The 19,707-nt window shown below is 70.5% G+C and carries 19 protein-coding genes; 8 read left to right on the top strand and 11 right to left on the bottom strand.

The genetic code is table 11. From position 1 onward, the window contains the following. Positions 1-33 precede the first annotated feature (33 nt). Positions 34-1,728 carry a DUF885 domain-containing protein gene (locus ACFWWQ_RS08945; protein ID WP_384592439.1) on the bottom strand — a complete coding sequence of 565 codons (1,695 nt, stop codon included), beginning with the start codon at positions 1,726-1,728 and terminating at the stop codon, positions 34-36. 112 nt (positions 1,729-1,840) lie between these two features. Continuing rightward, the gene (locus ACFWWQ_RS08940) at positions 1,841-2,119 is read right to left on the bottom strand and encodes a M1 family aminopeptidase (RefSeq protein ID WP_384592436.1); all 279 of its coding nucleotides are present in this window, start codon (positions 2,117-2,119) and stop codon (positions 1,841-1,843) included. 830 nt (positions 2,120-2,949) lie between these two features. Between ACFWWQ_RS08940 and ACFWWQ_RS08935 the strand changes: the two genes are divergently transcribed. From ACFWWQ_RS08935 to ACFWWQ_RS08920, 4 genes are all read left to right on the top strand, one after another. Then, positions 2,950-3,243, top strand: coding sequence for a hypothetical protein (locus tag ACFWWQ_RS08935; protein ID WP_384592433.1), 294 nt, complete (start codon positions 2,950-2,952; stop codon positions 3,241-3,243). Positions 3,244-3,254: 11 nt separating this feature from the next. Beyond that, positions 3,255-4,367, top strand: a complete 1,113-nt coding sequence (locus ACFWWQ_RS08930; protein WP_384592430.1) for a hypothetical protein — start codon at positions 3,255-3,257, stop codon at positions 4,365-4,367. A gap of 85 nt (positions 4,368-4,452) precedes the next feature. Continuing rightward, the gene (locus tag ACFWWQ_RS08925) at positions 4,453-4,644 is read left to right on the top strand and encodes a hypothetical protein (RefSeq protein WP_384592427.1); all 192 of its coding nucleotides are present in this window, start codon (positions 4,453-4,455) and stop codon (positions 4,642-4,644) included. 355 nt (positions 4,645-4,999) lie between these two features. Next, the gene (locus ACFWWQ_RS08920) at positions 5,000-6,346 is read left to right on the top strand and encodes a hypothetical protein (RefSeq protein WP_384592424.1); all 1,347 of its coding nucleotides are present in this window, start codon (positions 5,000-5,002) and stop codon (positions 6,344-6,346) included. Positions 6,347-6,957: 611 nt separating this feature from the next. Here ACFWWQ_RS08920 and ACFWWQ_RS08915 read toward each other — a convergent pair. From ACFWWQ_RS08915 to ACFWWQ_RS08895, 5 genes are all read right to left on the bottom strand, one after another. Then, the gene (locus ACFWWQ_RS08915; RefSeq protein WP_384592421.1) at positions 6,958-7,818 is read right to left on the bottom strand and encodes a heparin lyase I family protein; all 861 of its coding nucleotides are present in this window, start codon (positions 7,816-7,818) and stop codon (positions 6,958-6,960) included. 185 nt (positions 7,819-8,003) lie between these two features. After that, on the bottom strand, positions 8,004-8,141 hold the full coding sequence (locus ACFWWQ_RS08910; RefSeq protein ID WP_384592819.1) for a hypothetical protein: 138 nt from the start codon (positions 8,139-8,141) through the stop codon (positions 8,004-8,006). Beyond that, a complete protein-coding gene (locus tag ACFWWQ_RS08905; RefSeq protein WP_384592418.1) occupies positions 8,092-8,514 on the bottom strand; it encodes an enoyl-CoA hydratase/isomerase family protein in 423 nt (140 codons plus the stop codon). The genes ACFWWQ_RS08910 and ACFWWQ_RS08905 overlap by 50 nt, the downstream gene beginning before the upstream one ends. Positions 8,515-8,595: 81 nt before the next feature. After that, positions 8,596-9,270 carry an HdeD family acid-resistance protein gene (locus tag ACFWWQ_RS08900; protein ID WP_384592415.1) on the bottom strand — a complete coding sequence of 225 codons (675 nt, stop codon included), beginning with the start codon at positions 9,268-9,270 and terminating at the stop codon, positions 8,596-8,598. 211 nt (positions 9,271-9,481) lie between these two features. Further along, positions 9,482-10,510 carry a zinc-dependent alcohol dehydrogenase family protein gene (locus ACFWWQ_RS08895; RefSeq protein WP_384592412.1) on the bottom strand — a complete coding sequence of 343 codons (1,029 nt, stop codon included), beginning with the start codon at positions 10,508-10,510 and terminating at the stop codon, positions 9,482-9,484. A 200-nt stretch (positions 10,511-10,710) separates the two neighbouring features. On the opposite strand from ACFWWQ_RS08895, the gene ACFWWQ_RS08890 reads away from it, so the two are divergent. The 4 genes from ACFWWQ_RS08890 to ACFWWQ_RS08875 all read left to right on the top strand — a co-directional run bounded on the left by ACFWWQ_RS08890 (position 10,711) and on the right by ACFWWQ_RS08875 (position 15,200). Next, a complete protein-coding gene (locus ACFWWQ_RS08890) occupies positions 10,711-11,244 on the top strand; it encodes a hypothetical protein (RefSeq protein ID WP_384592409.1) in 534 nt (177 codons plus the stop codon). Positions 11,245-11,267: 23 nt separating this feature from the next. Beyond that, positions 11,268-12,278 carry a hypothetical protein gene (locus tag ACFWWQ_RS08885; RefSeq protein WP_384592406.1) on the top strand — a complete coding sequence of 337 codons (1,011 nt, stop codon included), beginning with the start codon at positions 11,268-11,270 and terminating at the stop codon, positions 12,276-12,278. A 52-nt stretch (positions 12,279-12,330) separates the two neighbouring features. Next, a complete protein-coding gene (locus ACFWWQ_RS08880) occupies positions 12,331-13,653 on the top strand; it encodes a Dyp-type peroxidase (RefSeq protein ID WP_384592403.1) in 1,323 nt (440 codons plus the stop codon). Positions 13,654-13,889: 236 nt separating this feature from the next. Beyond that, positions 13,890-15,200 carry a hypothetical protein gene (locus tag ACFWWQ_RS08875; protein ID WP_384592400.1) on the top strand — a complete coding sequence of 437 codons (1,311 nt, stop codon included), beginning with the start codon at positions 13,890-13,892 and terminating at the stop codon, positions 15,198-15,200. On the opposite strand, the gene ACFWWQ_RS08870 is transcribed toward ACFWWQ_RS08875, so the two are convergent. The 4 genes from ACFWWQ_RS08870 to ACFWWQ_RS08855 form a co-directional block, all read right to left on the bottom strand. Next, positions 15,184-17,001, bottom strand: a complete 1,818-nt coding sequence (locus ACFWWQ_RS08870) for an asparagine synthase-related protein (protein WP_384592397.1) — start codon at positions 16,999-17,001, stop codon at positions 15,184-15,186. The genes ACFWWQ_RS08875 and ACFWWQ_RS08870 overlap by 17 nt on opposite strands. Position 17,002: 1 nt before the next feature. Then, positions 17,003-17,626: a lasso peptide biosynthesis B2 protein gene (locus tag ACFWWQ_RS08865; protein ID WP_384592394.1), complete on the bottom strand. Its 624-nt coding sequence runs from the start codon at positions 17,624-17,626 to the stop codon at positions 17,003-17,005. A 398-nt stretch (positions 17,627-18,024) separates the two neighbouring features. Then, positions 18,025-18,279 (bottom strand): protealysin inhibitor emfourin, encoded by a 255-nt coding sequence (locus ACFWWQ_RS08860; protein ID WP_384592392.1) that lies wholly within the window; start codon positions 18,277-18,279, stop codon positions 18,025-18,027. A 57-nt stretch (positions 18,280-18,336) separates the two neighbouring features. Next, positions 18,337-19,440 (bottom strand): M4 family metallopeptidase, encoded by a 1,104-nt coding sequence (locus ACFWWQ_RS08855; protein WP_384592389.1) that lies wholly within the window; start codon positions 19,438-19,440, stop codon positions 18,337-18,339. Positions 19,441-19,707: the final 267 nt, after the last annotated feature.

The raw sequence follows: 19,707 nt of genomic DNA, 5'->3' as shown, positions 1-19,707 counted from the left end.
CAGGGCCCGCGCCCAGGTTCCGGCCGGACGGCCTCAGAGTGCGGACAGCTCCGCGAGCAGGTCGTCGAGGCCCAGCGAACCCTGCGACAGGGCGGCCATGTGCCACGCCTTGAGGTCGAAGGCGGCACCGTGCCGGGCACGGGCGGCGGCGCGGCCCTGGAGCCAGACGCGTTCGCCCAGCTTGTAGCCGATCGCCTGCCCGGGAATGCCCTGGTAGCGGATGATCTCACTCTCCACGAAGTCGGCCGGCCGGCTGCAGTGCGCCGCCAGGAACGCGTGCGCCAGCTGCGGCGTCCACCGCTCACCGGGGTGGAACGGCGCATCCGCCGGGATCTCCAGCTCCAGATGCATACCGATGTCGATGATCACACGGACCGCCCGCATCATCTGCGCGTCGAGGTACCCCAACCGCCGCTCCGGATCGGTGAGGAAGCCCAACTCGTCCATCAGCCGCTCCGCGTACAGGGCCCAGCCCTCGGCGTTGGCGCTGACCATGCCGACGGTGGTCTGGTAGTGGGAGAGGTCGTCCGCGACGTGCACCCACTGCGCCAGCTGCAGATGGTGGCCCGGCACGCCCTCGTGGTACCAGGTGGTCACCATGTCGTACACAGGGAAACGGGTCTCGCCCATCGTGGGCAGCCAGGTGCGGCCGGGGCGGCTGAAGTCCAGCGACGGTTGGGTGTAGTACGGCGCGGCGGCGCTGCCGGGCGGCGCGATCCGCGACTCGACCCGCCGCACCCGCTCCGACAGAGCGAAATGCGTACCGTCCAGCTCCGCGATGGTCTCGTCCATCAACTCCTGGAGCCAGCGCCGGGTCTCCTCGACGCCCTCGATGTGCGTGCCGTTGCCGTCCAGCCAGGCCAGCGCCTCCCACGGGGTGGCCGCACCCGGAAGCACCTTCTCCGCCTCGACGCGCATCTCCGCCAGCAGCCGGTGGAACTCCGACCAGCCGTACGCGTACGCCTCGTCGAGATCGAGGTCCATACCGGTGTAGTACCGCGCCAGCCGGGCGTAACGCTCGCGGCCCACCACGTCCGGGGCGTCGGCGACGGCCGGTGCGTAGTGGGTGTGCAGCCAGTGACGCAGCTCCGCCAGCGCCCCCGTCGCCACGGCGGCCGCCTCCTCCAGCTCGGTGCGCAGCGCCTGAGGCCCCGGCGCGACGAAGTCGGCGAACCAGCTGCGCGCACCCGCGCCGATCCACTCGTCCAACTGCTCCACGACCGTGGCGACCTGTAGCGGCCCGGCGGGCAGTTCGCGTCGCAGCCCCGCGTCGAGGGCGGCGCGGTACCCCTCCAGGGCGTCCGGCACGGCGCGCAGCCGCCGGGCGATGGCCGCCCAGTCCTCGTTGGTCCCGGACGGCGTGAGGGTGAAGACCTCGCGGACGTGGTGCAGCGGCGAGCCCAGATTGCTGACCGCCCGCAGGCCCTCGCCCGCCTCGTGCACCGCCAGCTCCGCCTCCAGCCGCTCACGCAGCAGCCGCGCACAGCGCTTCTCGGCCGCGCTCGCCGCGCCCGCCAGCGCCTCGGCGGCCGTCAGCCGCTCCAGCGTGGCGCGGGCGAGCTGAGCCAGGGCCTCCTGCCCGGTGGGCGACAGATCGGGCAGCCGCCCGGAGGAATCGGCGTCGCCGAGGTACGTGCCGGTGACCGGGTCCAGTGCGATGAGGGCGTCGACGTAGGCGTCGGCGACCTGGCGGGGCAGCGACTCGTCGGGTGTGTGGGTGTACGACATGCCGCCATCCTCGTACGCCCCGGCCGTCCGCGTCACGAATTTGGGCCGGAGCGAACAGACGTCACACCGGAGGGCGGAGCACCAGAACCCACCACGAAGCGCCCGCCACCCGCTACGCCGGCCCCCGCTCCTCCGGCAGCGGCGGCAGCCGCCGGTCGTAGAGCCAGGCGTGGAGCAGGGAGCGCAGCGGGCGGCGGCCGTGGCGTTCGGCGAGGGCGATGAACTCCTCGGTGCCCGCGCTGCCGTGGCGGTAACGGGCGGTCCAACTCCGCAGCAGCGCGAAGAACGTGGCGTCGCCCAGGACGGTGCGCAGGGCGTGGAGGGTGCACGCGCCGCGCGAGTAGACCCGGTCGTCGAAGAGCTTCGAGGGGCCGGGTGCGCCGATCCGCATGCGCTGGGCGTCATCGGCCAGATCGGACCAGTTCGACGCGGCGAGCTCGCGGGTGCCCGGCCCGCCGGAGTGCCGACCGCCGCCGGCCGTTCCTCGCCCACCGGATGCGGCAGCGGCCAGGGCAGCGCGGCCCGGTCCACCGTGCCCGAGGTGCGGGTCGGCAGCCGTTCGACCAGCGTCAGCACCGGGACGAGGGCCTGCGGCGGCAGCCCGAGGAGGTGGTGCCGGGCCGCCGCGAACGAGGTGACCTCGGCGAGCAGGGTGCGGTAGTCGAGCACCCGCCCTCCGGCGTCCAGAGCCGGCGCCGTGGGACGGCCGCGCGCGGTGGCCGCCAGTACGCCGGTGAGCGTGCCGGTAGCCGCGGGCCGTGGCGGCGCGCCGCCCACGGACGGAGCGTGAAGTGAGGCGTGGGGAAGGTGTTCTGGCATCGCGGACGTTCCCTTTCCGTCGCCGCCTGTTCCGGCGGGCGCACTCCTATCGATGCACGCCCGGATGTCCGCGTGCGCTACGGAAGCGCAAATGCTGGATCAAGAGTGGGCGGTCCGACGATCAAGGACCTCAGGAAAGGGAAAAGGGCGATTCGCTCGGCGGTTCACCGAAAGGCTGGAATTCTCTTTCCCGGCCGTCGAATTCCGGCCCATTCGTTCAGAGGAAGGCCCGCTCCCCGGAGCCGCGCCGCCCTCGTGGTCCCCGCGTTCCGGGTGCGGCGGGGCCGGTCGCGGGGCCGGCCGCCGACTGGCCGGTTCCCGGGCCGACCACGGGTCAACTCGGGCCGGAATCCGGTACCGTTCGCCGCACATGGCCGTCGGTGGCACTGCACGGGGGTACGGATGGAAGCCGACACACGCTGGATGCGCCAATGCGCCGATGACATCGACGCCACGGGTGGCGCCCTGGGAAAGCTCCTCGGAAACGCCGACGGCGCGGTGAGCGCGCTCAAAGGCGCGGCGCCGGGATGGACGTTCACCGACAGCGTCGACGAGCTGTCCTCGCGCTGGGAGGCACTCAACAAACTCGTGCGAGACGAGCTGTCCGACGCGGCGGAGAACATGCGTTTCAACGCCAGCGATATCGACGGCAACGAGAATTTCCTCACCGAGACCTGGCACCACATCTTCGGATAGGAGGCCGACCGATGGTGGACCTGACCGGGCTGGTGAACCTGGATCTCGGGAAGATCCGCAGCGCCGCCTCCGACTGGGAATGGATCGCCTCCCGTCTGCGGCAGTCCCTGGAGAGCTACACGGACGCCGTCACCGCACCCCTGAAGGCCGGGGCGCACTGGAGCGGCGACGACGCGACCGAGGCGTCCCGCACCTGCGAAGGCATCGGCCTCGACCTCGACGCGGTCGCCAAGGAGACGAAGGGCGTCAAGGACTTCCTGGACGACATCGTCGACGGCACCGGCGACGGTTTCCGCAGCCTCGCCGAGCTGCAGCGCCAGGCGACGGAGCTGCAACAGCAGGCCATCGACGAGGGCTTCAGCGTCAACGGCGACGGCTCCGTCGCCTGGGTGGTGATGCGCGCACCGGGCCCGCTCTCGCCGGAGGAACAGCGCACCGCACGGGAACACGACGACCGTGCCCAGCAGATCGGCAACCAACTGAAGGACGTGCTCCGCCTGGCGACGGAGGTCGACGGGAGCCTGGAGCGCGGCCTGAAGGTGCTCTTCGGCACGGAGGACACCTTCCGCACCGAGAACCGCGACCGCGTCGACCGCGACGACGCCGGTATGGGCGACGGCTGGAACGAGGCCCAGCTCGGGCTCGTCCGCGGCTACCTCAATGCCCAGGGATGGGGCGACGCCGCCGACCTCCTCGGCCACTTCCTCGACGGCTCCGGCGAGCCGGTCGAGGTCGACGCGGACCGTATGCTCGCCGACATGCCGGCCTTCCGCCGGGACGTGGACACCACCCTCGCCGAGGTGAGGAAACTCCCGGACGGCACCTTCGAAAGCTCCTGGCAGAGCAGTGCACCCGACACCAACGAGGGCGACAAGAGCCTGAACTGGTACTACGCGCTCAACCACTTCCAGTACCGTCTCGTCGGCCACAAGGAGGGCGACCATGTCGCCTACCAGGTCGAGGTGCAGAAGCGGTACGACTGGGGTGTCCCCAGCGAGCACCGGCGCGACCTCGACAAGGGGCCGCTCCACTTCGAGCAGGCGGACCTGGCCCGGCTGAATCTGGTCGGGCTGGCCAAGGACTTCGACGTCAAGGGGCGCAGCACGACGCAGACCGCCGGATAGGGAGTCCGTGACGCCGCGGAGCAGAGGCGACGTCACGGACACCCGCCGAGCGGTCCGCGTGCAGCGGCCCGGATCAGGAATCGATGTGGCGCAGCGGAGAAAGCTGATCTCGTGCGGTGTGCTGGCCGGGCTCGGGCTGCTGGCGGCCGGGCTGTTCAGCTGGTGGATGATCAGCGCACTGCGGTCTCCCGTGGAGGGCTGGCAGGACGGCCCGCCTCCCGCCCGGCCGAGCGCACCGGTCACCTTCAGCGTCAGCCCGGATCCGCCGCAGCGGTAGCGGCACCTCCGCCCGCGGCCCCGGCCCCGGCGCCCGTCCGCGCCGAACGGGCGGGCCGGCACGGCCGCCTCCGTACGCTCGTTGGGCGGGGCGCCGGTGCCGTGCGCGCCGACATGGGCCGCGCTCCCGGAATTCCTCCGAGGCAGCCCTACGGCGGCGGAGAGCACCCTTGCGAGGCGTGCAGTCGTAGACAGGAGCCGTGCACCGAAGGAACCATGAATCCAGCCGAGGCGGAACGCCGGATCGCAGCGGGAAGCGTGAAAGCGTGGAAAGCCGCCGCGGTGAGCTGCTGTGACACCAGGTACGCGCCGCCGACCATCCGGTCCGGTCCGACCAGTGAGCGAGGAAGACCGCCATGACGCCTCCGCGCCACCCCAACCGTATGCTGGCGGCCCTGTTGGCCGAGGCCGACTGGTCCGCCACCGACCTGGCCCGGGCCGTCAACGCCCTCGGCGCCGCCCAGGGCCTGCGCCTGCGCTACGACCGCGCCTCGGTGGCCCGTTGGCTCGACGGTGCCCGCCCCCGCCCCCCGGTCGCCCACCTCATCGGCCAGGTCCTCGGCCAGCGCCTCGGCCGCCGGGTCACCCTCCAGGGCACCGGACTCACCGAACCGTCCGTCGCCCCCGTACCGAGAGCCGCGCTGCGCGGCGGCGACCCGGTCCGCCGCCTCGCCGCCCTCTGCCACACCGACGCCGACCCCGCCCGGCGCGGCGCCCTCGCCACCGCCGCCCTCGCCAACCCGCCCCGCCTCCACACCGGATGGAGCGGACGGCGCCCCGAACTCCCCCCGGCCGACCCCCGCGCACCCCGGGCGTCCGCCGCCGCCCCGGCCCGCCTGGAGGCGGTCGCGCTCCGCACCGCCCTCATGGGGGAGCGGTACGGCGGCGCCCACAGCCGACCGGTGCTCGCCGGGTTCCTCGCCACCGAAGTGGCGCCGCTGCTGACCGCCCCCGCCCACCCCACCGTCCGCCGCGCCCTGTTCACCGGCGCCGCCCAGCTCACGCTGCTGCTCGCCGTACGCACCGGCGAGATCGGCCACCCGGCCCTCGCCCGGCACTACTACGACGTCGCCCTCGCCCTGGCCCGTACCGCCGGTGACCTCACCTCGTACACCATCGTGCTGCGCTGCCTGAGCGTGCAGGCGCACCAACTCGGCAACCACCAGCAGGCCGCGGCCCTCGGCGACGCGGCCGTCGATCTCGCGGGGGGCGCGGTGCCCGACGCGGTCCGCGCCTATCTGCACGCCGGGCGCGCGGTCGTCGGGGCCGGGGCGGGCCGGGGCCGCGGTGCCGGGGCCGATCTGCTGGCGGCCGAGACACGCCTCGCCCGGGCCACCGGTCCCGAAGGCCCCTTCACCAGCTATCCCGGGACCGCGCTGCGCTACCAACGCGCCGAGGTGCTCTCCTGCCTGGGCGACCACCGCACCGCCCTGGGGGAGCTGAAACTCTCCCTGTCCTGCCGCCCCGCCGACCACCACAAGGCCCGCGCCCTGCTGCACGCCCGGATCGCGCACACCCTGCTCGCCCTCGACGACGTCGACGGGGCGGCGGACCACGCCTTCCAGGCGCTGCGCCACCACCGGCAGCTGGCGGCGGGCTCCGCCCACGGCACCCTGCCCCGGCTTGCGCACCGCCTCGTGCCCTACCAGAGCAACCCGCAGGTCAGGGACTTTCGGGAGGCTCTACGCCCGACCGTAAGGTGAGCTGGGGGCCGGACGGCTCCGTGCCGTGCGGCCCGTCCCCCCGTCCTTGCGTCGTACCGAGTTCCTCCCCGCCGCCGTCCACCGGCACTGTCGGGAAGCCGCCCACCAGGACCATCGCCACGTCTACGGGATCAGTCACACGTAATAAATTGGGCAATTGATCCAATTTTCGCCCCGGACGCGCCCCGCCCGCCACACCTTTCACCCGGAAGCAGGAGGTCACCACCCCCATTTGTGCAGGTCAAATTGGGTGCGCCGGCTTCTGGTCATTCACCTGATCACCATGTGAGGCGTCCGATGCCGCAGCGGCACGCCGTCCCCCTCCGTGAGGTGCGCCGTCCGCTCCGGGGGTGCCTCGGCCGGGTGCGGCGGCGAGACCGGGGTCGTCGCCGCCGACCGGCTCCCGGACTGGGCACGGGAACGGACGGAGCACCCTCCAGCGGGGGCGTGGACATCGTCATGGAGGGCGCGTCGTCACCGCGACATCCGCCACCGCGCCATGACCGGCACGGCGCATCGGCCCGTCCCGCGGTCCCCGACGGCCGAGACGGTGCCGGTGTCCTGCGGAGTACGGCCGCGCGCCGCGCCGCGCCGCACCGCACCGGCAGTGGTCACGAACGGGCGGTCGCCGCCGCGAGCGTGGTGGCCATGCGGGGCGAGGTGAACCAGTTCACGGCGTCGCGGGGCGACGGGTGGTAGGAGCCCCACTTGAGGTAGTCGCTGGTGCCGTCGTAGGTGGTGCCGGTGTACCGCGTCGAGCCGTTGGTGAACCGCTGTTTCACACCGTCGAACCAGAATTCAACGGTGCCGTCCTTTCGGCCTTCATGGATCTTCAGGGCGTAGGAGTGCCAGGTGCCGTTCTTGACCCGTGCGGTCCACAGCGGCACCGCGGCATGTTTGTGGGTCCACGCCTGCAGGCGGATACGGCCGTTGGTGGCGTCCAGCTCAAGTGGGTGGTTCGCCGTGCCGGTGCTCGGGCTGCACTTCAACTGAAAGACGTAACGGTTTTTGCTGTCGCGGATGTCCACCTTGGACGACCAGCCCAGAAAGAAGGTGCTACCGAGCTTCAGCTTCGGGCCGACCGCCTCGCAGCGCTCCCGCCCACCGGGCTGGCGGGCGCGCCAGACCTTCCCCTTGACCCGGTCGCTCACCACTCCGAAGGTGCCGCCGGAGCACTGGACATCCGGGAATGCCGAGCGACCGGCCGTGATGTGCGGTGTCCACAGCACCCGGCCGCCCTTGGCGGCCGGGGCGGCGGCGACGAGAGCGTGGCCGTTGGCGGTCGTCGGCAAGGAGCTGCTGGTGGCCGGGCCCGAGCCGCTGACGTGTGCCGTCCGGGAGGGGCCGTTCGCGGCGGAGCCTGCCGATGCGGGCCATGCCAGGACAGCGGCGACGGCTGCCGACACCGCCACCAGCCCGGCGGCCGTTGCTGTTTTCCGCCGTGGCGTGCGAGGCGAGCGGGCGCGAGACATGAGGCTCCTTGATGCTGATGAACTGTAAAGGTGGAGAGCAGGAAGTGTGACGGAGCGCCAGGCAGATGTATACCCGCCGGTGAAATCTGCGGTGGGAGGGGGCTGAGGTCATGTCCCCGGCTGCCGTCCCCGGCTGCCGTCCCCGGCTGCCGTCCGCGGCGGGATCGGTGTCACGTCCGCCGGACTCAGCGGCCGGGCGTGACGAGACCGTGGGGGTCGTGGGCCGGATGGCCGCCGACGAGTGTGGCCAGGACGGTGATGGCGCCGATGCGGTCAGGGGCGCAGGTGGTGGGGTCGGCGTCGAGCACCGCGAGGTCCGCCAGCAGGCCGGGGTCCAGCCGGCCCTTGCGGTCCGCGGAGCCGGGCGCTGACCCGGGTGACCAGGCCCAGCCGCCGCGCCTCCTGGGCGTCGAAGTGCTCTCCCAGCAGGATGAGTTCCTTCGCCTTGATCGGGCCGACGGCGCCGGTGAGCAGGCGAGAGACGCCGCCGGTCACGCTGAGCCCGACGCCCACCTCCGGGAAACCGAACCGGGTGCCCTCCGCCGCGACGACCAGGTCGCAGGAGAGGGCGAACTCGCAGCCCGCCCCCAGCGCGTACCCGTGCACGGCCGCCACGACGGGGAAGGGGGCGTCCCGGATGAGCCGGGTCACGTCCTGGATGCGGTCCAGGCGGGCGCGGGTTCCCGCGGCGTCCACCGGTGCGGGCTCGGCCTTCAGGTCGAGCGTGGGTATCCGGGACGGCGTGCTCCAAGCCGTCCCGGACAGGAGCCCCTCGTGTCAGTGCTGCGGGTGAGGGCGTGGAGGGAAGACGGACCGCCGATGCCTGGAGGTGGTGCCTTTGGCGTGGTGTCCGATGGCGATGCGCAGGCGAATGGCGTTGCTCACCTCTGCGACGCCCAGGACGATGGCCATGATGCCCGTCACCGAAGCGAGCGCGGCGATCGAGCCGAACGGCGAGACGATCAGCACGATGCCCGCGAGCAGGGTGAGGATGCCCAGGAAGAGCTGCCAGCCACGCGCGGGGGTCTGGCGGGCCGAACCTGCAGCCGCGGTCATCATGATGCCGCGCACCAGCCAGCCGAAGCCGATCCACAGGGCGAGCAACAGGGTCGATTGCAGGGTCCCCCGGAAGCAGATGAGTCCGAGGAGCACGCTGATCGCACCGGTGATGAAGTGCAGTGCCCGAAGATGCCCGGGAATGTGTGTGCCGAAGGCGCCGGCCAGTTGGAAGACACCGCTGACCAAGAGGTAGACGCCGAAGGCGATACCGACGACGAGCAACGTTTTGCCCGGCCAGACCAGGATGATCACGCCCAGGGCGATCGACGCCAGGCCGATGGTGAACAGTGCCTGCCAGCCGAGGTTGGCCAGGATCCCCAGGCGGTCGCTCTCCGCAGAGGCGTCTTGGGGTTGCGACGGGCCGTCGTCCGAAGCCGTGGGGGGGTTCGTCATGCCTGCCACCTCTCTCATGGGACGGCACGGTCGAATACGGACCATTCCATCGTCACCCCTTCAGCCCTGTCCTGCTTGGGGGAGCTTCGTCGCGCTCGGGCAGACGCCCGTCCCCGGCACTCGTGGTGATCCCTCCGTCACCGGCCCGCCACCATCCGGGCCGGTACCGGCGTCGCTTCCCACCGGGCCGGCAGGCAGAGAACCGCGCGGGTCATCCGGGCACGAGCACGGCGGCGCCGTTGACCCGGTCTGCGGCCAGGTCCCTCAGAGCCTGGTTGGCGCGGCTCAACGGATACGGGCTGACGGTGACCCGGATGCCGATCCGCGCGGCCGTGTCCAGGAAGTCGCGGCCGTCCTGCCGCGTGTTGGAGGTAACGCTGCGCAGGTTCCGCTCCTCGAAGAGGTGGCGCCCGTATTGGAGTGCGGGGATGTCGGTGAGGTGGATGCCCGCAACGGCGAGCGTTCCCGAACGGTCCAGCGCCTCCAGGGCCACGGGCACCAGGTCACCTACCGGCGCGAACAGGATCGCCGAATCCAGCGGTTCGGGAGGGCGGTCGTACGCACCTCCCACGGAGGAGGCGCCGAGGTCGACGGCGAGTTCACGGGCGCGTACCGAGCGGGTCAGCACGTGCACGGTGGCGCCTTCGGCCAGGGCGACCTGCGCCGCCAGATGGGCCGAGGCCCCGAAGCCGTAGATTCCGAGCCGGCCGTGGGGCGGCAGGGCGCTACGACGCAGCGCCCGGTAGCCGATGATCCCGGCACACAGCAGTGGTGCCAGCAGGGTGGCGTCCTGACCGTCCGGGAGCGCGTAGGCGTAGTCCGCCGGGACGAGGGCGGTGTCGGCGAAACCGCCGTCCGCGTCCCAGCCCGTGTAGCGGGAGGCAGGGCAGAGGTTTTCGCGACCGGCCCGGCAGTAGCGGCAGCTGCCGCAGGTGCCCCGCAGCCACGCCCCACCAGCTCGGTCACCGGCCCGGAACCGCGTGACGGACTCACCGACGGCCGCCACGCGGCCGACGATCTCATGACCGGGAACGGTCGACGGCCGGTGCGGAGGCAGGTCGCCTTCGGCCAGGTGCAGGTCCGTGCGGCAGACGCCACACGCCTCCACCCACAACAACAGCTCGCCTGGGCCCGGCGCGGGCACAGGACGGTGCACGGGCGCCAGCGGCCGGTCCGCGATCGGACCAGGACGGTGAACAGCCCACCCCGTCAGCACGTTCGAAGCCGGCTTGCGCACCATGTTCCCAGCGTGTCGCCGTCCGGAGGGTCCGGCAAACGCTCACCGCACCGCCGGCCGCAGGCGACCATCGTGGGTCCACCGGCTCGTCGACAGTTGGTCGCCCTCTCCCTGCACCGGGGATCGCTTCTCGGCAGGCGCTCCCGGCGACCGGGCGGGAGGATGGAAGGGCCCCTGCGTAGGGGTTGGCAGGAGGCGCGGAAATGGAGATCAGGCCGCAGGCGGTCGTCCTCCCCAAGGAGACGGATCAACTCGAACAGGGGAAGTACGGGCCCGTTTTCCCCAGGACTCCGGCGTGTTACGGATTCACCATCGTCGCACGGGTCAAGCCCGGCCACGCTGACGCGATGCGCCAGTACGGCGAGGCACTGGCCGGGGCGCTGGAACAGGATCCGTACCTTCTCGCGCCGTTGAAGCTGCACTATCTGCGCTGGATTCTCTTCGATGACGATACGCGCTTCATGTATCAGGGGATCTTCGACACCGACTTCGACAAGTACACCGAGGACGCCATCGCGCTCTTCACCAAGGCGGGCGTGAGTACGGCGTTCGAGCATCTGGAGGGGTTTCCGGAGGACTGGCGGACGAATCCGGAGGCATTCGTCAGATTCGTTCGCGAGCACCACTGTCCGAGCTTCATCGAGTACGGAGAGTACCCGTATGTGACGGCAGACGAGATCAAGAAGGCTTTGCTGGTCAAGGGGGCTCTGTCCGAGATGCTCGACCAGATGCAGTGAGGCCGGGAGCTGGGAGCTGGGCGATGAGAGAGGCCAGAACAGCGCGGATCTACAACCAGCGGCACATTCCCCGGAAGTACACCCCTGGCGGCCGGCGGGTGAGCATCTATGTCTCGTGGAGCTATCCGGCCGAGGCGGGTCGGAACCCGGCCGAGCTGGACAACCGCTTCTCCACGATGACCGAGGTGCGGCGGGTGGCGTGGCCGGCCTACGAGGACCCGAAGTGGGCCGACCCGTATCGGTTCCAGCAGACCATCGCGGGCTCACTGGAACTGTTCTTCCGGGCCTGGGCGCCGTTCCAGGACTTCGCCGAGGAGGCCACCGGGCATGCGGTCCCGGTCTACCAGCGCATCGACCAGGCTGGTTTCCCCACCCCGCTCGATGGGCGGGTGCTCGACGACACGGACGTCCTGTTCGTCTTCGGGCTGGATCACATGATCTCCGGGCAGGAGGCCGAGCCAGGCGAGATCGAGGCCCTGCAAGCCTTCCTCACCAGGGAGGACGCCCGCCTTGTCCTCGGGCCCCACCACGACGTCGGCGCGTCCGACGACCTGTCCGTGCGGGAGATGGAGTACCGCCACCACGGCGACCCGCTGGTGCCGCGCCAGCAGCGCTTCGCCAGCTACGTCAGGGACCTGATGAAGGGCCTGGGCGTACCGGTCGTCAACCGCTACGGACTGCGCCCCGCCACCGGTGAGGAGGACCGGATCGCGCCCCTGTCCACCACCAAAGACCTCGACGAAAGAGGGTGGTTGACCGGAGTGACGCACTTCAACTTCCACCTGCACCTGCCGCACTACGCGGTGACCACCGATGACCCGAAGGCCATCCGCGTACTGGCCCGGCAGCCGATCGACACCTCCCGGCCCCATCCGTTCACCGAGGACGGCAACACCGAGTTCAACACGTTCTTGTGGATGCCCCCCGGCGACGGCCGCGCGGCCGACGTGCTGCTCGCCGACTCGACGATCTTCAGCACGCTCTTCGGCGCCGACGACAGCCTGCGGAATTTCTGGCGCAACCTCGTCTCGTAGCGATGCCGGTCTCGTAGCGATGCCGCAGGGAGGCTGCGAAGCGAGCGCACCCATGAACGGCACACTGGAACTCGACGACATTCAGCGCGGGGTCCTCAGCCCGCGGCCCACCCCGTACGCGGCGACGTACCTGCTCTTCCGCATCGACGACCGGGCCCAGGGCCGGGAGCTGATGCGGCGGGCGGGCTCAGCCGTCACCTCCGCCGCCGACCCCTCCAGCCCTCTCGGGGACACCTGGGTCAGTGTCGCGGTCACGTACCGGGGCCTGGAGACTCTGGGGGTACCGCGCGCATCGCTGGAGTCGTTCGCCTGGGAGTTCCGGCAGGGCATGGCAGCCCGCGCCAGAGCACTGCGCGATGAGGGAGCGAGCAGCCCACAGCACTGGGAAGCACCACTCGGCACGCCCGGCGTCCATGTCGTGATCACAGCGGTCGCCCCCGATTCCTCGCGCCTGGAGGCGGCCATCGACCGCGCCCGTCCCGTCTACGACCGCCTCCCCGGCGTCACGGCAATCTGGCGGCAGGACTGCTACGCGCTGCCCACGGAGAAGGAGCACTTCGGCTATCTCGACGGCGTCAGCCACCCGGCCATCGAAGGAAGCGGCATCCCGGGGTCGAACGCGTGGGAAACGCCCTTGAGGAGCGGGGAGTTCGTCCTCGGCTGTCCGGATGAGATCGGTGGTGTCCAGATGCCGCAGCCGACCGTGCTGGGGCGCAACGGCAGCTACGTGGTCTTCCGCAAACTCCACCAGAACGTCGCCGTGTTCAGACGCTATCTGAGGGACAACTCCGCGGACGCCCAGGATGAGGAACTGATCGCGGCGAAGATCATGGGCCGCTGGCGCAGCGGTGCTCCTCTGGCCCTCGCCCCGGAGCACGACGACCCGGCCCTCGGCGCCGACCGTCACCGTCGCAACACCTTCCTCTACGAGCAGGACGATCCGACGGGATTCGTCACCCCCGGCGGCTGCCACATACGCCGGGCCAACCCGCGCGACGCCTCGGTGGCGGGGGAGGTGCGGCTGCACCGCATGATCCGGCGCGGCGCCGTCTACGGGCCGCCGCTGCCCGAGGGGGTACTGGAGGACGACGGCGTGGACCGCGGTCTGATGTTCGCGTTCGTCGGCGCCCACGTGGGGCGGCAGTTCGAGTTCGTCCAGTCGGAGTGGATGAACGACGGCGTCTTCTTCGGGGCCGGCAGTACGACGGACCCCGTCGTCGGCGCCGCGGACGGGGATACGGGCTACACCATTCCCCGGCGACCCGTGCGGCGTCGCCTCGCTCCGCTGCCCCGGTTCGTCGTCACCCGAGGAGGCGAGTACTGCTTCCTGCCGAGCCTGAGTGCCCTGCGCTGGCTCGGGGGCCTTCACGACTGAACGCTGCACGGGCAATGCCCCAGTGAGAGGGGAGCGGCTCCGGGCGGAGGGGCCGGGGAAAGGCTGCCCGGCGCCAGGCCGTCGGCATTGCCCCTCGCACGTCCGGGGGCCCAGGGATGGCGACCTGACGGATCGCCGCGGACGATGGTGCTCGAACCCTTGGCGCGGCGGCAGATCTCCTGAGTCCGTGCTGCACACGTGTAGGGCACGACCGGCGGGCCTCAGGAGGTGACCGCGTGCAGACTCCCCCCAGGACTCCCTCCCGCCCGCACCCGAAAATGCGACGGCCCTCGCTGGAAACCTGGCAGTCGCGGGTGGCCCTGGCAGTGATCGTGCTGGTCCTCCTCACGACCACGTTGCTGCTGGCTCAGTTCGGCCTTGAGGACTTCGCCCACGATCTGACCTTCGCCGGTCGCATCACCGGTGCCGTCCTTCTCGTGGTCTCGCTCACCACACTCCTGGGCGCCGCCGCGGTCCTGGACCACTGGATCCGGCAGAGCTTCCCCTACTCCGGCCTGGTTGCGCTGATCGGCACGTTCGCGGCCCTGCTGACCAACGCCATGCTCCTGGTGCAGACCGTCAAGAACGGCGATTCCCTTGCCTACCCGGCGCTGTTCGGCGCGCTCACGGCGGGTTCGGCGTACGCGGTCTTCGCGGTGTGGCGGACGTCGGTCGTGATCCCCGCTCCGAAACGGGTGGCCGCCGCGCTGAGCGTCTCCTCGGTCATCGCGATCGCCAATTTCGGCTACCAGGACCTCTACCAGCCGTTCCAGCGACAAACCAGGCCGCTCATCACGTTGTCCATGGGAAAGGCGGTGCTGAGCAAGGACCGTAAGGCATTCGCCGTACCCATCGACATCACCCTCCGGAACAACGGCGACGTGGGTTTCTACGTGCTCGGCACCGAGTTCCACGTCATGGGGAAAAAAGTTCCGCTGACTCGGAAGGACCGACTTCGCCAGCAGTGGCGAACCGACGCCGAGCAGTGGCGCAAGTCCTCGGAAGTGAACCCGCTCTCCCGCCGGGAGATTCACCAGCCCGGGCAGTTGGTCGAAGCGCAACCGTGGATGCCCTATGGACAATGGGTTGAGTCGAAAGACGTCTTCGCCACACAAATGGTGGTGCAACTGCCCAAGAACACGCCGTACGACCAGGTGGCCTTCTACGCCACCGCGAGCCTCGCGCGCAAGGACCGGCTGGTGCTGCAGCCACCGCTCGACTTCGTGGCGTACTCCTGGGGTAAGAAAAAAGTCCCCGGATGGGTGAAGGAGCAACAGAAAAGCGGTCTGGACTCTCTCATCTACCGCGCCAGGGTGCACGAGAACAACGCGATCGACGAACGCACAAGGGACCCGCGATTCGTCACCGTCTACTGGAGGTTCGGCACGCACGGCGCGAGCGTGCAGACATCCATTGGGCGAAAAGGCGAGGAAGACCGCATCGCCACCCCGGCGGAAGCACGCGAACTGGTGGGCCGGTACGGCCTCGTCGACCTGTTCACCGGCCCGGTCGAGCGGAGCCTGTGGGACGTCAAGAGCCAGCGGTGACGGACACCGCCGCGCCTGGCGCGCCGGAATGCCGGTCCAGTCGCTCCAGCCACGCCACCAGGGCGAGCGACCTGTTCACGCGATCCCAGGAGTACGAGTCCCCCAGGCCGAGCTGGGCCTCCCGCACGGCCCGGCACAGCGTCTCGACGTCGAACATATCCGCGATCAGCGGATGCCGGGCGGAGCGGCACAGGGCGATGAGCGCGTCGCCGTGTCTCCGCAGGCCGCGGGAGTAGAGGTCGTTGAAGGGCACCTTGACCGCCCTGCCGCGGATCGGGGCCGGGAGCAGATCCGCCATGGCCTCACGGAGAACGGCCTTCGGACGGCCCGGCCGGAACGTGACCGCGGCGGGCAGACGGCTCATCGTGGCGACGACCTCCGGGTCGAGGAAGGGGTGTGAGAGGAAGAACCCGTCCCGTCGTGCGCGCTGCCAGGACAGCAGATCGGGAGCGGCGACGTAATTGGCGGCGTCGTAAAGCGACCGTTCCGGCTTGCGCCCGAACACGAACCGGCTCTCCGCGATGCCCGCATCCCGATAACCGTGAGCGCGCGCGAATCCGGATCGCAGCCACCTGGGGCGGTTGAAGGTGCCGAGGCCGCCGAGAACGGTTCCGCCGCGGAGGAGCGCGGTGATCCGTTCGGCTGCCAGCGGAACGGCCGGCTGCACCACGTAGCTGCGGACGATGTCCCGCACGCCCCGCTCGCTTCCCGCGGCCCAGGCACGTGCCTGCTCGGCCATCTGCCGGAGCTGTCCCGTGCGGGCCAGCCTGTGCAGGTGGAACGGGTTGGCGTCCGCGATCGGATCGGCCCCGCAGCCGGTCAGGAGCGTGTCACAGCCCAGTTCCGCGGCCGCGGCGTGCAGCCTGGCCCAGAACGGGGCGCGGAAGGCGTGGGCATGAGGTTCGTCGGCGTCTCCCGCGTGGTGCCGGAAGTCGTCGAAGTCGGCCACGTCGTCGGCATCGACGATCACGGGGCGGGCCGCGGGCGTGAGACGGCAGATCTCCTCCATCGCGATGTCGAGGTACGACCGCTCCGCGGCCAGCTCCCCGCGGGAGAATCGCCCGGCGAGCAGGACCAGGTCCTCCCCGGTGCCGCCCCGTTCCGTGGCCAGCAGGCGGGCGGCGAGCAGCGCGACACTGGTGGAGTCGGTGCCACCCGAGACATGGCATGCCGTCGTCGTACCCATGCGGCGTCCGACAGCGTTCTCCAGCGCGAGACGCAACTCCTGCGCGGCCTCATCGAGGCCGGGGCCGTCTGCCGCCGGCTCGGGCGGGTCAGTGGCCCGACGGACGCGTCGCCGCGTACGACTGCGCATCTGCCCGGTGTGAGACAGCTCGACCACCTCGCCGCCGAGGACGCGGTGCACCCCGGCGAAAGGGGTGAGGTCCGAGTGCGGTTGCGCCACGTTCCCGGTGAGGTAGCGGCAGAAGTAGCGGGGGTTCAGCTCTGTGACGCTCCCCAAGCAGCGGACCGAGGTGCTTACGGCGTTCACGCGGCCACCGGACTCCCTGAAGAACAGCGGGATGCGTGCCTGCTCGTCGCGCGTCAGAAGGATGCGGTCGCGGTACACCAGAACAGCCGCGTAGTCGCCGGCCGGCACAGGCGTGGCGTTCCCCTGCATGCCGGAGTCGAGGAGGCCGCGCGCGCCCGCCGCCCGGTCACGGGCCGAGCCGACCCAGCCGACGACGGCCGCGGTGCCGGCACGCGAGGAGACCGTCGTCACGAGTCCCTGACGCGCCATGGCCTCGTTGGCCCGGAGCCTGGGTGCGCCCCCGGCCCATTCGAGGCGGAGCGCATCCATGTCACTGTCCTCCGCAGCCGATCGAGAGCACCGGCGTGAAGGCGTGCCCTCGCGGATCGGCGTCGGGGATGCACAGGCCGCCCGAGGCCGTCCACGCGTGCAGGGCGAACGGGTGTTCACGCACGCCTACGTGGAGCACGGCTTTCAGGCCACACCGCCGCAGCAGGACGAAGGCCGTCACCGCCTCGGACTTGCAGTCGCCGTTGACGAACCAGCTTCTGCTGCCGTGTGTCTGCACTGCGCGTTTCAGCCGTCCGACCTCCTGCGCGGAGGGGAGGTCCGCACGGGCATAATCCGGGGCGGCCAAGGGCAGCAGCCGGAGGACGCGCCCGAACCCAAGGGTCCGGATCAGCAGGTGCACTCCACCCAGCCGGAGCCCGACGCCTACGACCGGATTTTTCTTCCGGCGGCCCGGCGCGCACCCGGCACGCACAAGACCGGTGACGATTTCCGCGCGTTCCTCAGGGTTTACGGATGTGAATTTCTGGAGTTCCGTCGTCGCCAATCCGAGAAAACGCGTCCGTTTCCAGTCCGCGATCAGCGCCCCGTCGGACATCCGGGTGACACGGCAATGCGGTGAAAGGACCCTTGCCATGGCTGCCAGGGCATCACTGTCCTCTGCCACCGCATATCCTCCAGGATTCCATCGTGAACGGTGTCAGGACTGGTATCCGTGACCGTCGTAGAGCCCGCCGCTGAAGCCGCGGATCAGACGGCCCTTACCGAGAAGGACGAGCCGATGCGGCTTACGGCGCCGCAGCAATCGGAGAAACATCGTCTACCTCCAGAACCGGTCAGGACATCATCTCCAGGCTACTCTCCCCCGAATGCCCCGCAACCGGACTGCTACACCTCCCTGAACCGCTTCCACCGTGGCTTTGGGGAGCTGGAAAACGTCCCGCATCACCAGGTCCATGGTGGCTTCGGTCGGGCGTGCAATGCCGTGCCCGGCCCGGATGCGCCGCGAGGAATGCGCCTTGCGCCGACGCTCGTTGGAAGGTGAAGAGGCCCGGCAGGCGGCGTCTATGCACCTTCCCGAAGCGCACGGTCGACCAGTTCGTCCTGGGCTTCACTGAGGTGCGGATCGGCGAATTCGACAGTGCGGTCGTCCACGGTCACGGTGTACCGGAAGCCATCCGGCACACCAGGGGTGGACTCGGCCCGGCTGTCGGCGAGGGCGGCGAGCGCGAGGCGTTCCAGTTCGGCTGCGTCAGGTCGGCCGGAGGTGTCCAGCTCGACCTGGCGTGTCAACCCGGCCAGGCCGCCGCTCCTGGTCACCCGGATCCGCATGGCGCCGGCGCGACCGGGCAGCTCAGGGGCCGAGGTGAGACCGGATCAGCCATTACTGTTCCCGCTCACGCCCACCTCGGACCACGCCTTGAGGACCGCTTCGTACTCCAGTCCCTTGCCGTAGCGCCTTGCCGCGGCGGCGAGCGTCGCTCGGGCGAAATCCTGGAAAGTGGCGTTCGGATCCAGTTCGCCGGAGGTGATCGTGTCGTACCAGATCTGGCCGGCCTTCTCCCAGGAGAAGCCGCCGATACCGATCGCGACAAGGTAGAAGGCGTGGTTGGGGATGCCCGAGTTCGTGTGGACTCCGCCGTCATCTTGGCTCGTCTCGACGAATGCGGCCATGTTGTCCGGCTGGGGGTCCTTGCCGCCCAGTCGGGGGTCGTTGAAGGCCGTGCCCGGAGCCTTCAACGACCGCAGGCCCTGCGCCTGCACCGTGGGGGTGAAAATGCCGGCACCGATCAGCCAGTCCGCCTGTTCGGCGGTCTGGCGTCGGGCGAACTGCTTGGCCAGCGAGCCGAATACGTCGGAGATCGACTCGTTGAGGGCGCCCGACTGATCCTGATACACGAGCCCCGCGGTGAACTGCGTGACCGCGTGGGTCATTTCGTGGGCGGGAATATCGACGGCCACGGTGAAGTCGTTGAACACCTGCCCGTCGCCGTCGCCGAAGACCATACGTTCCCCGTCCCAGAACGCGTTGTTGTAGCCGCGGCGGTAGTGGACGCTGGCGTTCAGCGGCATGTTGTTGCCGTCGACCGAGTTCCGGCCGTACGCCTCCTTGTAGAGGTGGAATGTGAGGCCGAGGGCGTCGTAGGCGCGGTTGACGCAACCGTCCGCGACCGGATCGGCCCCGTCGGGCCTGACCACATCGCCGGGCAACCCGAGGCCGTGGTGGGCGTCGAAGACCGTCCGCTCCAGACGGGGCTCGGCTGCTGGAGCGGCCGGCGCCATGAGGCTGGGCGATTCGGCACGGTGGGCCCGGAACGCGGCCTCGGCGTCAGCCTCAAGGGTGGTCCGGGCGGACTCGCTCACCTTGGGGTCGTCCGACTCGGCGAGTCTCTCGAGGACGAACGGCGGCACAATGGTGCAGAAGCAGTTGCCCGGCTTCGGCACTCGGCGTTCCCCGTCTTGGGGGAGGGTCGTATGCATACGGAAGAGGTCCCCGGCACCGGCAGCGAAGTCCCTGCGCCGGCCCCCGTATCACCCTGGTGGCCTGCCCGGGCGGGCGGAATGGAGCAGCGCAGCCACGGCGCCGGGCCGGAGCCACTGCCTGCTCGTCTGCCTCTACCAGATCGGCAGCGCTGACGCAGCGTGGGTGCCCCCGGTGCCGCCACCCGGCGGACGATGCCCTCAGCACACCGATACCGCAGCCGCGGAATCGGCGGATCAGCAAGAGATCTCACCACAGGCAGTGCT

The organism is Streptomyces sp. NPDC059080 (assembly GCF_042739975.1).
Lineage (GTDB): Bacteria > Actinomycetota > Actinomycetes > Streptomycetales > Streptomycetaceae > Streptomyces > Streptomyces benahoarensis.
This window is presented reverse-complemented; position numbering and strand designations above follow the sequence as displayed.